At 42.1% G+C, this 13735-nt stretch carries 14 protein-coding genes and 1 pseudogene; 6 read left to right on the top strand and 9 right to left on the bottom strand.

Going from position 1 to position 13735, the window contains the following annotated elements; all coding sequences use genetic code 11:
- Positions 1-174: 174 nt before the first annotated feature.
- On the top strand, positions 175-750 hold the full coding sequence (locus V7L05_RS29405) for a GNAT family N-acetyltransferase (RefSeq protein WP_335169462.1): 576 nt from the start codon (positions 175-177) through the stop codon (positions 748-750).
- A gap of 844 nt (positions 751-1594) precedes the next feature.
- Positions 1595-2050 carry a hypothetical protein gene (locus tag V7L05_RS29400; RefSeq protein WP_335169460.1) on the top strand — a complete coding sequence of 152 codons (456 nt, stop codon included), beginning with the start codon at positions 1595-1597 and terminating at the stop codon, positions 2048-2050.
- Positions 2051-2075: 25 nt separating this feature from the next.
- Here V7L05_RS29400 and V7L05_RS29395 read toward each other — a convergent pair whose 3' ends face one another.
- Complete coding sequence (locus tag V7L05_RS29395) at positions 2076-2753, bottom strand: SMI1/KNR4 family protein (RefSeq protein WP_335169458.1); 678 nt, start codon at positions 2751-2753, stop codon at positions 2076-2078.
- A 122-nt stretch (positions 2754-2875) separates the two neighbouring features.
- Between V7L05_RS29395 and V7L05_RS29390 the strand changes: the two genes are divergently transcribed.
- Entirely contained in the window at positions 2876-4333 is a 1458-nt protein-coding gene (locus tag V7L05_RS29390; protein WP_335169456.1) for a protein adenylyltransferase SelO, read from the top strand.
- 206 nt (positions 4334-4539) lie between these two features.
- Here the strand turns inward: V7L05_RS29390 and V7L05_RS29385 are convergent, their stop codons facing one another.
- The 4 genes and pseudogenes from V7L05_RS29385 to psaC all read right to left on the bottom strand — a co-directional run bounded on the left by V7L05_RS29385 (position 4540) and on the right by psaC (position 9603).
- Positions 4540-6264 (bottom strand): ABC transporter ATP-binding protein, encoded by a 1725-nt coding sequence (locus tag V7L05_RS29385; protein ID WP_335169570.1) that lies wholly within the window; start codon positions 6262-6264, stop codon positions 4540-4542.
- A 218-nt stretch (positions 6265-6482) separates the two neighbouring features.
- Positions 6483-6632 (bottom strand): annotated as a pseudogene (locus V7L05_RS29380) (Uma2 family endonuclease); the annotation flags it as partial.
- Positions 6633-6740: 108 nt separating this feature from the next.
- Positions 6741-8630, bottom strand: coding sequence for a glutamine--fructose-6-phosphate transaminase (isomerizing) (glmS, locus tag V7L05_RS29375; RefSeq protein ID WP_335169455.1), 1890 nt, complete (start codon positions 8628-8630; stop codon positions 6741-6743).
- Positions 8631-9357: 727 nt separating this feature from the next.
- Positions 9358-9603: a photosystem I iron-sulfur center protein PsaC gene (psaC, locus tag V7L05_RS29370; protein ID WP_012411495.1), complete on the bottom strand. Its 246-nt coding sequence runs from the start codon at positions 9601-9603 to the stop codon at positions 9358-9360.
- A 368-nt stretch (positions 9604-9971) separates the two neighbouring features.
- Between psaC and V7L05_RS29365 the strand changes: the two genes are divergently transcribed.
- The gene (locus V7L05_RS29365; protein ID WP_335169453.1) at positions 9972-10481 is read left to right on the top strand and encodes a methyltransferase domain-containing protein; all 510 of its coding nucleotides are present in this window, start codon (positions 9972-9974) and stop codon (positions 10479-10481) included.
- A gap of 111 nt (positions 10482-10592) precedes the next feature.
- On the opposite strand, the gene V7L05_RS29360 is transcribed toward V7L05_RS29365, so the two are convergent.
- Together V7L05_RS29360 and V7L05_RS29355 are read right to left on the bottom strand one after the other, a co-directional pair.
- Positions 10593-10781 (bottom strand): hypothetical protein, encoded by a 189-nt coding sequence (locus V7L05_RS29360; RefSeq protein WP_335169451.1) that lies wholly within the window; start codon positions 10779-10781, stop codon positions 10593-10595.
- A 12-nt stretch (positions 10782-10793) separates the two neighbouring features.
- Positions 10794-11033: a hypothetical protein gene (locus tag V7L05_RS29355; protein ID WP_335169450.1), complete on the bottom strand. Its 240-nt coding sequence runs from the start codon at positions 11031-11033 to the stop codon at positions 10794-10796.
- Between the two features lie 208 nt (positions 11034-11241).
- On the opposite strand from V7L05_RS29355, the gene V7L05_RS29350 reads away from it, so the two are divergent.
- Together V7L05_RS29350 and V7L05_RS29345 are read left to right on the top strand one after the other, a co-directional pair.
- Positions 11242-11610, top strand: coding sequence for a Dethiobiotin synthetase (locus tag V7L05_RS29350; protein ID WP_335169448.1), 369 nt, complete (start codon positions 11242-11244; stop codon positions 11608-11610).
- A 75-nt stretch (positions 11611-11685) separates the two neighbouring features.
- Complete coding sequence (locus tag V7L05_RS29345) at positions 11686-11841, top strand: hypothetical protein (protein ID WP_335169446.1); 156 nt, start codon at positions 11686-11688, stop codon at positions 11839-11841.
- Here V7L05_RS29345 and V7L05_RS29340 read toward each other — a convergent pair.
- Positions 11815-12426 (bottom strand): hypothetical protein, encoded by a 612-nt coding sequence (locus V7L05_RS29340; RefSeq protein WP_335169568.1) that lies wholly within the window; start codon positions 12424-12426, stop codon positions 11815-11817. The two genes, V7L05_RS29345 and V7L05_RS29340, sit on opposite strands and share 27 nt — an antisense overlap.
- A gap of 417 nt (positions 12427-12843) precedes the next feature.
- Entirely contained in the window at positions 12844-13497 is a 654-nt protein-coding gene (locus V7L05_RS29335; RefSeq protein WP_335169444.1) for a hypothetical protein, read from the bottom strand.
- Positions 13498-13735: the final 238 nt, after the last annotated feature.

The raw sequence follows: 13735 nt of genomic DNA, 5'->3' as shown, positions 1-13735 counted from the left end.
ATTGGCTCTCAATCCTTCCGCTCTAGATATTAAACATCAGCTTATCAAGATTTTGGTTGAATGGCAGATTAAGAGCAAAAATACTCACTTGACTGCTGCCAAAGCGCAGGTATGAGAGAATTTACAAAATTAGCGAGAATGTTTTGGGAAGAGATCACGTAAATTAAGTAATTTATGATATCAGAACTGCCACGAATTACAAGCGATCGCCTATTATTACGAGCATCGATCCATGAAGATATACCCCAAATTCTCAAATACTTCACTGATAACAAAACTTATCTGACTCCATTCTACCCTGTTTGGGCTGATGGTTTTTTCACTGAAGAATATTGGCAGTATCAGATAGAGAATAATTTTCTGGAATTTATCAATGGGCAATCGTTAAAACTATTTATTTTTACTAAAAAAAATCCAAATATAATTATTGGAACGGTCAATTTTAGTAATTTTTTCCGAGGAGCCGCTCATTTTTGCTATGTGGGATATAGCCTTGCTGAAAAGAAACAAGGTAAAGGATATATGACAGAAGGACTAAAAACCGCAACTCAATATGTATTTCAAGAGTTAAATTTTCACCGGATCATGGCTAATTATATGCCTCACAATCGGCGCAGTGGCAATGTACTCAAAAGACTCGGTTTTGTCATTGAAGGATATGCTAGAGACTATTTATTAATTAATGGGCAATGGGAAGATCATATTATGACAAGTCTCATCAATCCTAATTGGCAAGCACCTAAATTTTAAAAATGGCTGAGTAGGATTTTCAAGAACATTTATTTTCTTTGCCAACTACATCTGCTTCTAAATTTAATTTTTTATACATGCTATAGGACTAGTATTTGATTTTTAAAATGCACCTAGTACAGTACGGCGTAAATAAGCCACCCATTCCAAATCAATGAAACGCTTATGCTGTATTCATTTTGAATTTTGAATTTTTAATTTCGCCTTGCGGTACTAGTGGACCCTCTAGGCTAAAATAGTGCATTAGACGTAGGTTGGGTGGAGCGGAGCGCAACCCAACATATATCAGGATGTTGGGTTACGCAAAGCCTCCAACGCCACTTGCTACAACGCGGTAAACCCGCGCAACGCAGTGGCTCCCCAACCGACAATTTTTTTGCAACATTAAAGCCACGACAGGCTACTACAAGACTACCCAGATTTTTTCAGAAATCAAATATGATTCCTATATTTATTAACGCAACTTAGGCAATTTATTGAGGGTAGGCAATGCTTAACTTTGCTCAAATACTTATTTTTAGTTTGTGATTAGTGACCACCCTACAGCTATTGATAATGATACAATATCTGAGTTTGAATGAATTTGAGATATAGCAGATTTCAAGGAGAGTCAAGTACACAGCCTAAGTCTCAGAGACAGCTATAAACCCTGCTTTACTTCTGAATTATGAATTCTGTTGTATCAGTTGTGAATATTTACAAATTCATAGCAAATTCATAATAAATACACAACAACTCCACAAGCAAATGCAATAGTAATATTTGTTCACTACTTGGCTCAGTTATCAAGGTTCACTTGAGCCGATGTGTCCAATTTTATTAAATGATTGAGGAGTTTTTCAAAATGTCCATTAATTCTATAAAGCGTTTATCTGTCTTTTCTACTATCTTCGCCTTTGCTACCATTTTACACGGAGTCGTCTTGGCAGCACCAGTTCCAAATCCCGCCACTACACCAGCCTTAAAAACTCAAACTAGTTCTGCATCACACCAGATAAGCAAACTCACAAATCAACAGCGCCTACAAATCCAAATAGCTCGCCAGCAAAGAGATAAGGATATTGAGGCTCTATTAAACCAGTCTCAAACTACTAAATTTAAAGCAGCACTGCAATCGCGTCAGAGAATCAGAACAGTGTTAACATCTTTGGATCTGAATCAAGATCAACAGAAAAAAGTTCAATCAATTTTGCAAGCTTATAACTTGCAAGTGAAAAAGATTCTCTCTTCACAGGCATCACAAGCAACATCAAACTCAGTAGGAATTACTCAACCAACATCACAACCAATTACAAAATAAAAAACTCAGTTTTATTTAATTAAGGTTAAGTTTCGGAAGACTGGCGGATTTGAGCCAAACTTCGGTTGAGCCAGTCTTCATACCAATCATAAAAACTCAAAGGCTGCTCTTCATCGCTATCTTGATGAAAATCATCAGGGTCGGTGTCATGGAAAGCATGACAAAAACTCAAAGAGGCAGGATATATTCCATTATCATTAGTACGGTCATCTATCCAGATTTTTCCTGACTGCTCCCCAGTAATGACTAACATGGCATAAATTCCACAACCATAATTTGTAATGGTGAGAGTACCCTGGATAAACTTATCATCAAAGTAAGCATCACTATTGGCAACAAAACCCTGATTATTCTTGACAATCAAATCTAAATCATTCCATGCTTCTGTTAAAGGAAATGGTTTAGATAGAATTTCGTAGTTTTCTTGGTATAGTTTTTCTAGAATGACATCTTCATGCTCAATTCCCAACAGACCAGATAAGCCGTATCCTGGTCCCGCACCGCCATTACCAATTTCTAAGAGAAAGTTTCGATATTCACTTGGTAGTGTAATATTGTATCTAGATTCAAACACTTGAATATCTTTGTTACTCAAGCAAGGTTTAAATTGATATTCGTGTGATTCTGAGCCAAAAACCTCAAATGTAGCGTCTAAAATAGCTAATTGAGTCAACTTTTTCTTTAATTGCAAAACTTTATTCATTATGCGCTCTAGATTTTGATGGTGGCGCTGCCATATTTTAGATATGGGTCGCTTTTTGCGTCTATGCTGATGCTGAAGCCAGAGGTAGTATTAAGGGAAGAATGAATTAAGCTTTGCTCGTAATGACTCTGGCTGAAACTCCAAACTACAAGAATTCTAGCAATCCTTTTCTCGCCCTCAACTACGAAAGCGCCTTAGAATCTCTAGGCGGTGACTACTACGATGAGGTTGCAGCAGCAGAATTTCCCCAACACCTCCTGCGTTGGCGTAATGATGAACTATTGCCCCGTTTCGGTCTAGACCCCCAAGTAGTCAAAGACGAAGATTTTATCACAGCTTTTGGCAAATTTCAGGGGCGCAAACCCTTGTTGGCACTTCGTTACCACGGCTATCAATTTGGTGAATATAACGGGCAGTTGGGTGATGGTAGAGGCTTTCTCTACGGGCAAGTACGCGCCAATGATGGCGAATTGTACGATTTTGGCACAAAAGGTTCTGGGAGGACACCCTACTCCCGTGGTGGCGATGGTATGCTGACGCTCAAAGGTGGGGTACGGGAAGTTCTGGCTGCGGAAGCACTGCACTACTTGGGTGTACGTACTTCGCGCTGTCTGAGCATGATTGAAACAGGTTTACCCCTCTGGCGGGGCGATGAACCTTCGCCTACCCGTTCGTCTGTGATGGTGAGGATGAGCAGTTCTCATATTCGATTTGGCACTTTTGAGCGACTGCACTATTTTCAGCGTCCAGATTTAACTAAGAAGCTGTTAGACCACGTAATTGAGCAGTATTATCGAGACTTAAGTGCTGAACAAAATAAATATGCCCTGTTTTACGCCCAATTAGTTAAACGGGTTGCAGAACTAGTGGCGCAGTGGATGGCGGCTGGCTTTTGTCATGGAGTTCTGAATACTGACAATATGTCGATTACGGGAGAGAGTTTTGATTATGGGCCTTATGGATTTATCACTACTTATGACCCCTACTTTATAGCTGCATATTTTGACTATTCTGGACGCTACTGTTACAGTCATCAACCAAGTATTTGCCAGTTGAATTTAGAAATGCTCCAGGAAGCTTTGAAGGCGATTATTAATAAAGGCGAAATGGAAGCTGGTTTAGCGAGGTTTGATGAATATTATCAAGCTGAATACAGTTCTTTGATGTTGAAAAAGTTGGGTTTTGTGGAGTTGCCACATCCAGAAGCCCAAGAACTCTTGAATCTAACGATTGAATTTTTGAAAGTAAGCCAAGTTGGTTATCACCAATTCTTTTATGAGATGGCTCGCACTTTTTCATCTAAATGGCGAGATGAACCAGGTTTTGTGATGAATAGTTCAGAGATTGTACCAGTACCGGGTGCGTCAGCAATTTTTGATGATTGGTGCATATTGTACCATAAAATTTTGAATGATTTTGATAGCGATCGCACCGATGTAATTGCCCAAACTCTAGCTGTTCATAATCCCAAAACGGCATTATTAAGACCTGTGATTGAATCGATTTGGGAACCAATTGCTCAGGAAGATAATTGGCAACCTTTTTATGAGTTAATCAAGGCAATTCAGTCTAGGAAGTAGTCAAAGTGAAATAGTCGTGCTTACAGACATCCCGCCCGGAACTGAAGTTCCAGGCTGATAGCCTAAGTCCACTCAAGTGGACTAGAATCATCTACTCAGTCCGCTTTAGAGGACTTTAGCTATTAGCCTTGGAATTCTATTCCGAGGCGGGATAGCAACGAAGCGGGGATTGTCGGATGTGGGTAATAAGCTAATGAGCATTTTGACTAACTAAATTGCTGGGCATAAGACCGCGCATAGCGACGCTCTAGGGCTAATAATTCTTCATGGGTTCCCGATTCGACAATTTGTCCCTGTTCGATAACTAAAATACGATCGCACCTCCTAACTGTCGATAAACGGTGAGCAATAATAAATACTGTCCGTTTCTCCATCAATCTTTCCAGCGCTTCCTGTACCAGTGCTTCTGACTCCGAATCTAATGCTGATGTCGCCTCATCGAGAATTAAGATTTGGGGATTGAGCAGAACAGCACGAGCGATCGCAATTCTTTGTCTCTGTCCACCAGATAAGTTTACCCCACGTTCGCCCACCCAAGTCTGATAACCCTCTGGCAGTTGGCTAATAAACTGATGGGCATTAGCAATTTTCGCCGCCTCTTTAACTGCTTTCATCTCAAAAACATCTTGTCCAAAAGCGATATTTTGGGCAATTGTCCCCGAAAACATGATGGTTTCTTGAGGAACAATCCCAATTTGTCGCCGCAGACTATGCAGTTTGACATCCCGAATATCAACACCGTCAATGAAGATTTGCCCAACTTCGGGATCGTAAAAACGGGGTAGAAGATTCACAAATGTGGTTTTACCAGCACCAGAAGCACCCACAAGAGCGATCGCTTCACCTGGTAATACCAATAAGCTGATATCTTTTAATACAGGTTCACCTGGTTTATAAGCAAAGGAAATATGACGATATTCTACTTTGCCTTTGACTGGGGGTAGAGCGATCGCATTTGCCTTTTCGGTCACCGTTGGCTGAATTGCCATCAATTCAAAAACGCGGTCAACAGATGCTTCACCCTGCTTAAATTCGTTGTAGTTGTTAGTAGTATGACCAATGGGATCAATTAACAGCGCCGCCGCCGCCAGATAACTGAAAAAATTCGCCACTGTCAAGTTACCTTGGGAAATTTGCCACGCTCCCACAATCAGTAACGATAACGCACTTAAGGCTTCTAGAAATCCGATGATCGGAATTTGAATCGCTTTCAGGCGTTCGGCTGAGTATTTTGCTTTGAGACTGCGTTCTGCTTCATGTCCAAAGCGGGCGATTTCGTAATTTTCGGCAGCAAAAGCCTGTACCAAACGAATACCGTTGAAAACTTCCGCGAGGATGGCTGATAAACCTGACACGCGATTTTGACTTTTTAAGGAATACTTGCGTAACCGTTCACCAAACCAGCCGACTAAAATACCCATCAGTGGCGCAACAATCACCGTTGCTAGTGTCAGTTGCCAATTCAGGTAAATCATGTAAATCGGAATTGCTACCAACTGCAAAATGCAGGGGATAAAGTCGTGAAATCCTTTATTTACTACTTCGCCAACACGGTCAACATCTTCGGTGAGGCGGTAAGATAAATCACCTGCTTTTGCCGTTTCAAAATAGCTGAGATTTAGCTTTTGCAGATGGGCGTAGACTTGCTGGCGGAGATGAAAAGCAACTCTCAAAGCAGCTTTCGCCATGTACATATCTTGTATAGACTGAAACAAGCCTCTGACAAGAAAGACTAAGGCACAGCTGCCAGTGATTTGAGCGATCGCTACTACATTACCTTGGGCAAAGGGAGTTGCCAATTTCCCGGCGAGATTGATCAACACTAATGTCGCAAGTACGTATCCCAAGATACCAACAACTCCCTTAGCGATCGTTTGCCACTGGAGTCGGATATAAGGCACTAGTAGCCAATAATTAGAGCGCGTTTTCAAGCTGTAACGTCCACAACGATATTCTCCTTTGTTTGACGCTATCAGCTTTTGGGGAGTTTCTGAATAATTAACTAATAGTTGCAACCTGTTTTAGCATTCGTGATAAATAATTCACAAAAAAAACTCAGTGGCGATCGCACTTTATTTCACTTTACCTATAAGCGGTAGCATGGAGCGATCGCCTAACCTCTCAAAACCAATTTACTTTTCTTAATGACAATGAATTTAGCGAGCAGTAAATGTCTAAAAGTTGGTGGATTCATGCTTTCTAGTTTCCCATCCACCAGTTCATAACGGTTATCAGTACCATCGTCATAAGCGAGATATTCTTCAAAAGAGTATAGACGCTCTGTAGTTGTCTGTGTCATCGCGCAACTTTTAAATAAAGGTTTTTTTTGAGGTAGTCCTCAAAAATTCATGAGGAATTGCACATTGGCTTGTAGTAGCGCTTAAACGCTACTACCTCTATCAATAGACTATTCTACCGTTACAGACTTAGCTAAATTTCTTGGTTGATCGACATCCAAACCGCGACGGGCGGCAATATGATAAGCCAACAATTGTAAAGGAACTACTGTGAGGAGAGGAGAAAGTAACTCGTCTACATGAGAGACAGGAAGAAGATCGTTAAACATTTCCGCAGCTTCGCCATCGTTGACGGGAGTCACGCCAATTAACCGCGAATCTCTGGCTTTGGCTTCTTGGGCATTTGAAATAACTTTTTCGTAAACACTACCAGGAATTGCGATCGCAACTACTGGTACTTTCGCATCTAATAGAGCGATCGGGCCATGTTTCATCTCTCCCGCCGGATACCCTTCGGCGTGAATATAGCTGATTTCTTTTAATTTCAATGCCCCTTCTAAAGCAATAGGGAAGTTAATTCCCCTTCCCACAAAAATAAAATCTTGGGTTTCGGCGAATTCGTGGGCTAGCTGTTCAGTTAAACGTTCCTGAGTCTCCAAAGTTGCCTCAATTTCTTTGGGAATCTGCCACAACCCGTTAATAATTTTCTCTAAAATATCTTTTGAAACTGTCTGACGACGAGCTGCTAAATCCAATGCCAAAGCATAAAACGCCATCAGTTGAGCAGTAAAAGTTTTCGTCGCCGCTACCCCAATTTCAATTCCTGCTAAGGTACTAATGATATGCGATACCAGATGACCGAGGCTGCTTTCGGGGCGATTAGTAATGCCGAGTAGTCGCGCTTGATATTTGGGTTCTTTCCCCTGGCGACGTTCTTTTTCCATCGCCAAAGCTGCTAAGGTATCAGCAGTTTCACCTGATTGGGTAACGCCAATGATCAACGTGTTAGCCGTCAGGGGTGATGGTGCATAGCGATACTCAGAAGCGTAATGTACCTGAGTTGAAATTCCTGCTAGTTGTTCGATTAAATATTTTCCGATTAATGCTGCGTGCCAACTGGTACCACAGGCGACAATCTGAATTTGCTCTAAATCGTTGTAGAAATCCGCAGGTAAACCAAGATTGATTGGCGATTCGGTAGATTCGGCTGGATTAAAGTATGCTTCTAAACTAGCTCTTACTACCCCTGGTTGCTCATGGATTTCTTTGAGCATGAAGTGTTTGAATCCCTGCTTTTCAACCATTGCAGGATTGAAGTTGAGTAGCCGGGGTTGTTTTTTCAACCTGTCGCCAGCAAAATTGTAAATTTCAACCCCCAAAGGTGTGAGGCGGGCAATTTCGCCATTTTCCAGAGGTAGCACCGCACGGGTGTAGGAAGCGATCGCTGGCGTGTCAGATGCACAAAATAACTCCCCTTGCCCAAAACCAATTACTAAGGGTGCTTGTTGGCGGACAACAATCAATTCATCGGGGTAGTCAGCAGAAATAACTGCGATCGCAAATGCCCCGCGCAAGTGGTTAACGGTTTGGCGAATTGCCTCTAGGAAGGTAGATGAGGGAGATGAGGAAGATGAGGGGGGAAGATTCTTTAAAAATTCGGCTATGAGATGGGGAATTACTTCGGTATCGGTTTCAGAACGAAATTCGTGTCCTTTTCCTTTGAGTTCCTCGCGCAACTCGCGGTAGTTTTCGATAATGCCATTTTGCACCACCGCCACTCGCTTTGCCGTATCCATGTGGGGATGGGCGTTGTATTCTTCTGGTTTACCATGAGTTGCCCAGCGTGTGTGACCAATACCAATTTGGCCAGGGGTTTTTATTTGTTCCAGTTTAGAACGCAGGTTATGCAGTTTGCCCTTTGCCCGCACACAATTAACCTCACCTTCCCAAATAGTGGCGATTCCAGCCGAATCGTAGCCCCTGTACTCTAGTTTTTCCAGCCCAGCCAATAAAATGTCTGTCGCCGCTTGAGTGCCTATATATCCAACGATTCCGCACATTGTTCACACCGCTTTTTTTGAGGATGATTAAATCCAGTATAGTTTTTAGCACAAACTCGACGTTTTGCAAAGAAAAAAGGGAGTAAATTACTCCCTCTACCACTAGGTATTGCTAAATATGCTTTCTATTAAGAAACTTTAAAGAAGAGTTCAGAAGCCAGAATTCAGAATTCAGAATCAATATAATGTGGGACTTAAACCCATTTATTCATCTGCCCTTCTTCTGTCAAAGACGCTACGCGTAGCTGGCTTTTGAGTCGGGGTATGAGCATCTGACTCGCTACCGCAACGCTTACAGCAGTTACACAAAATTCAGAATTGAATTCTGGCGATTGAACGCCAGTTGCTCCACTACAGCGCTTCTGGTGCGTCCGCTTTGCGAACGCGCATCCTACGGCGGGGGAAACCTCAAGACCGCACTGGCTCCTCATGAATTCTGTTTTGTTAAAATTCTTGAGTTCTGAGTTCTGAGTTCCGAGTGAAGAATCAAGAAATTGTTTTTTTGATTTACTTCTTTTGCCTCAGAACTCAGGACTCAGCAAGAACTCTGTAGCAAGATCCCACAGGGTGCGGAGACTTTTTTTGATGGTCTATATCACTGCCGAGAGGCGCAAAGGCTTGCGCCTCTCCCCTACGTCCAAAGGAGACAAGGCAACCGTTCTGGAAAGAACAGTTGGCAGTAGACCCGCATCGCGATCAGAAGTTCAGTTACTCAGCACTGAGCTTTTTAGTAAGCCAGACCCATACTGCGAGTTGTTTCAGCGCCCAGGTAAACCCGGATGCTCAAAAAGTCGGTGGGACAAGCGGTTTCGCAGCGCTTACAGCCCACGCAGTCTTCTGTACGGGGTGAAGAGGCAATTTGAGCAGCTTTGCAGCCATCCCAAGGAACCATCTCCAGTACATCAGTAGGGCAAGCGCGGACGCATTGGGTGCAGCCAATGCAGGTATCGTAGATTTTTACGGTATGAGACATTGAAAAAACCGCTCCTTTCGAGTGTTCTTCTCTGCGAAAGAATCATAATCAACGCACAGTTTACCGCAGTGGTTGATAGGCCGTAATCAAAAGGCTACATAACTTCAAACAATGTAATGAGCACCCAAGATATTTGTTTTTCCGAGATTATCCCGTTTCCCTATCAATCAGCAACATCACAGGAGCGTATTTACACTATTGCATTACCATAATGTGCTGAAAACGTAAAGATATATGAAACAAAAGTCAATCTATAAAGATCACATCGGAGTTATCTATGGTACTTATTGCTTAACAACTATGTACAATCAAATCAACCAATTTTGTCACGAAATATTAATTATTATTGAAAATTTTAAATTAGCTGTATGCAGAATAATCTGATTTTGGGATCGCTTGAGGAACATCCCCAGCAATTCATAACTCCAGATAATCTCACAAAAATTAATTATATCTATCGCTCAATGGCAGATTTATCTAATTTTCCAGAACATGCAGTTGACCTTGTGTGGTCAGGACAAAGCATTGAGCATATAACAGAAGAAGAAGCCGAAAAAGTAATTCAAGAAGTCTTTAGAGTCATCAAGCCAGGTGGTTCATTTTGTCTAGATACCCCAAATCGCCAGCTTACAAAGCTTTTGGTACGTAGAGGATTTATACATCCTGAACATAAGATTGAATATACACCTGATGAATTGGTTGCAAAGATTCAAAAAGCTGGTTTTATTATAAAAAAAAAGTTAGCTATTTCTCCAATGACCTATAGTTTAAAAACCAAAAAATTCAGCAAGCTGGAATTGATGAACAGTGTTGGTTTTTCGGAAAATGCAAACCAAGGTTTTTCTTTTTTCATCTATTGTAGTAAGCCAAATAACTGATCATCTGTCCTACATGTTCTTTGCATAATTAGGTTGGGCATCTTGCCCGCCCCACAAGAGCTTTGATAAAATTTTGATATGCAAATGAGATGTGTTTTAGATTATCAAATTTTAGTATAAATGGTTCTCTTCTAAAACATCATCTAGAATGATGTTAGTGTTTCTCAATATGCGCTGCACCTTTACGATCCGAGTGGGTGTAAGATAGTTTTGTAGTGAATGGGCGATCGCAGTCAGGAATTCTAAGCGATCGCTCACTGATAAATTGTATATTTGACTTTTTAAGTCTGGCAATCTCATAATTTTTAGATTTCAGAGGATTTCAGAAATCGCAAATTCATCATTTTTTATAGCAGCAATTTCTGTTGGAATCTTTGGCTCACTAACCATCACTTCGAGTTGTTCTTCGGGATTTTTGGCATCAGCCAATTTATCTTTTGTATACTCACTTTCTCGGATTTGTCGAGCAATACTTTCTAGCAGCCAAAGTTGTTCTTCCACAGACAAGGCACGGACTAATCGCTCAATTTCTAGTAAATTCGGTGATATCATTTTGCTTCTGATTCCCAGGAAGGTATATTTTCAAAGATATTATATTCAGTCTATCTGGTTAACTTAGAGCATCGCAAATTCCCCATCATTTTCCCCACGCCGATCTTTTCATAAATCAAATGAGATTGCTATAAATAATCAAAAGCCAGTTTCATGACTTTTTAATTAGGTACTCATGCTGAAACAAAATCTACGCTAAACTGACTACATGAATTACGAAACAGCTCGGAAACTCGTCATAGATCAGACAATCATAACCGAGGAAAACCCAGATGCGCTGTTAACGCGTATGAAACAGGGGAAACCGCCGGTACCCGGTCAGATCACCTCGATTTTGTTGGCATTGAAAGTGGTGTTTGAAGCCCTCAAAGATGCAAAGAGCCTAGACCGAGAACTGGCTTTGGCCCTTTATCAGTTAAGCATTAAGGCACAACAGCTATTTGCCGCAGGGCGTAAAGCCGGGGTTGATTGGCCCCCAGTACTGAAAGAAGATTTGCTACGAATTTCCTTAGCATCTGAAAGTATCTTTTCGGGTATATGGCAAACCCTAGCCCCTGTAGGGTTGGGGAAGTTGTAGAACATTAATTCAGTAATTTTTAAACGAGAAAAGATGAGGGAGATGAGGGGGATGAGGGGGATGAGGGAATAAGCAATGCCCAATACTTCGGCAACGCTCAGTACAAGTGCCCAATGCCCAATGCCCAATGCCCAATGCCCAATGCCCAATGCCCAATGCCCAATGCCCAATGCACAATGCCCAATGCCCAATGCCCAATGCCCATTAACGATTTTGCAGTTCTCTTTCTAACTTGTCTAGGTCAGTTTTGAGCAAAACCGTCATTTGACCGGTAAAAGCTTTGCCTGTCTTGGGTTGAGCAATTTCCACCCAATATACATAACGATCGCCTACTCGTAATTCTCCCTTTAAAGCTTCCCGAATCGGAGTTTTGGCAAAACGCGCCGAGTCAATTACCTTCTGGTTAGGATACTGGTACACGACTTGGGCGCGATCGTAGTCTTGATAAATCTCCAAGCCATAAATTACCCGCAAGGATTCTTGGAGACGTGTAAATGACATGCCGTTAATCGCATCATACATGGCAATGCGCTCACTGCGAATTCTGCCACGGTCTTTAGAAAATTCTATCCTACCGGGAGGCAATACCGACGCTTGAAAAGTAAATCGTTGAGCAGCAGTATCAGTCTTTTGCACAAACAATTGCTCCCCAGGAGTGGGGCGGAGTGTGGGATGTGCTTTAATCCAAGTGCCGACTTCCTCTGTACTTTGCCCTGGTAAAGCATTAGCTTGGGAATCAAAAAGCGTTCCCACGCACAGCCCGGTTGCTAGAGAAAAAGGCAAAATCAAACAGTTAAGCAGAGATTTTTTCAGCATTTTCTGATTCAGGACTTTCATGGAAATTTCCCCATTAGTGGAGTAACCATAGTTTTCCCGTTTTTCAGCAAGATTATTTCAATGGGTCGCAGCGATCGCCCCGCGAAGCCGAATCTTCTCCCTTTGCGAGAACTACGGTGTACACACAAGTCGAAAAAAGCTTTAAACCCACTTTTTCGGTAAGCAAATACGGGGTGAAGTGACCACTATATTGCACCGAAGTCAGAACCGCTATAGTGAGGTGGCACAGCTAAAATAGTGTATAAAATGTAGTTCTTGTGGTGTGGGCTGGAAAGCCTGTACCGCAGGGACGAAAGGCTCATCCCACGGGATAATTAGAATACATTATTTTAGACTTGCCACGCGACTACGATTAATGGATGATTTAATTTTTTCCTTAATCTAGATAATGTTCAGCTATTTTGGTAGATTAGGGCGATTTTGGTAAGGAGAGGCTCTGTCAACGCCAGGAGGATGAGGTGGAACACCTAGTGCATCCTTTAACTGTGCTTCACTAACTCCTAACTTTGCCGCCGCTGCTGCAAAATTCGGTCGGGGTGGACGCTGATTGCGATCGCCTTGATTTGGAAAATTAGCAGGAACACCTAGTGCATCCTTTAACTGTGCTTCACTAACTCCTAACTTTGCCGCCGCAGCTGCAAAATTCGGTCGAGTTGGACGCTGATTACGATCGCCTTGATTTGGAAAATTGGCAGGAACACCTAGTGCATCCTTTAACTGTGCTTCACTAACTCCTAACTTTGCCGCCGCAGCTGCAAAATTCGGTCGAGTTGGACGCTGATTGCGATCGCCTTGATTTGGAAAATTAGCAGGAACACCTAGTGCATCCTTTAACTGTGCTTCACTAACTCCTAACTTTGCCGCCGCTGCTGCAAAATCAGGTCGGGATGGACGCGGCTCTTTCTCCGATGGTTGGTTGGGCGGTAGTTGCGCCTGTGCAATTTGATGGAATTGATTAGCGGCATTTGCTTGATTGAGTGAAATAAAACCAAATGTGCCAACCAGAACAGGAATCCCTGTCACGACTAGTACTCGACGAATATTCATCATTAAAATCTCCAAAAGTTTATATTTCTAATTACAGCAGATTTCAAGGAAGGTGAAGTACACAACGATTCGTCTCAAAGCCAGGTATCAAGCCTGTTTTACTCCTGACTTCTGAATTCTGACTCCTGAATTCTGACTCCTGATTCTGACTCCTGAATTACAGTTTTGTCTTTTGAGTCACGAATCCTCTGGCAACATCATGGCTGAGGGCGAGGCGAAGTGCAAGGGTTTTGAAATCTAA

Source organism: Nostoc sp., from assembly GCF_036917755.1.
Taxonomy (GTDB): domain Bacteria; phylum Cyanobacteriota; class Cyanobacteriia; order Cyanobacteriales; family Nostocaceae; genus Nostoc.
This window is presented reverse-complemented; position numbering and strand designations above follow the sequence as displayed.

Coding starts and splice junctions, on each gene's coding strand:
- psaC (WP_012411495.1), bottom strand. CDS start 9,603: ATGTCTCATACCGTAAAAATCTACGATACCTGCATTGGCTGCACCCAA.
- V7L05_RS29335 (WP_335169444.1), bottom strand. CDS start 13,497: ATGATGAATATTCGTCGAGTACTAGTCGTGACAGGGATTCCTGTTCTG.
- V7L05_RS29345 (WP_335169446.1), top strand. CDS start 11,686: ATGCCCAATACTTCGGCAACGCTCAGTACAAGTGCCCAATGCCCAATG.
- V7L05_RS29405 (WP_335169462.1), top strand. CDS start 175: ATGATATCAGAACTGCCACGAATTACAAGCGATCGCCTATTATTACGA.
- V7L05_RS29355 (WP_335169450.1), bottom strand. CDS start 11,033: ATGATATCACCGAATTTACTAGAAATTGAGCGATTAGTCCGTGCCTTG.
- glmS (WP_335169455.1), bottom strand. CDS start 8,630: ATGTGCGGAATCGTTGGATATATAGGCACTCAAGCGGCGACAGACATT.
- V7L05_RS29390 (WP_335169456.1), top strand. CDS start 2,876: ATGACTCTGGCTGAAACTCCAAACTACAAGAATTCTAGCAATCCTTTT.
- V7L05_RS29400 (WP_335169460.1), top strand. CDS start 1,595: ATGTCCATTAATTCTATAAAGCGTTTATCTGTCTTTTCTACTATCTTC.
- V7L05_RS29340 (WP_335169568.1), bottom strand. CDS start 12,426: ATGCTGAAAAAATCTCTGCTTAACTGTTTGATTTTGCCTTTTTCTCTA.
- V7L05_RS29350 (WP_335169448.1), top strand. CDS start 11,242: ATGAATTACGAAACAGCTCGGAAACTCGTCATAGATCAGACAATCATA.
- V7L05_RS29360 (WP_335169451.1), bottom strand. CDS start 10,781: ATGAGATTGCCAGACTTAAAAAGTCAAATATACAATTTATCAGTGAGC.
- V7L05_RS29365 (WP_335169453.1), top strand. CDS start 9,972: ATGCAGAATAATCTGATTTTGGGATCGCTTGAGGAACATCCCCAGCAA.
- V7L05_RS29395 (WP_335169458.1), bottom strand. CDS start 2,753: ATGAATAAAGTTTTGCAATTAAAGAAAAAGTTGACTCAATTAGCTATT.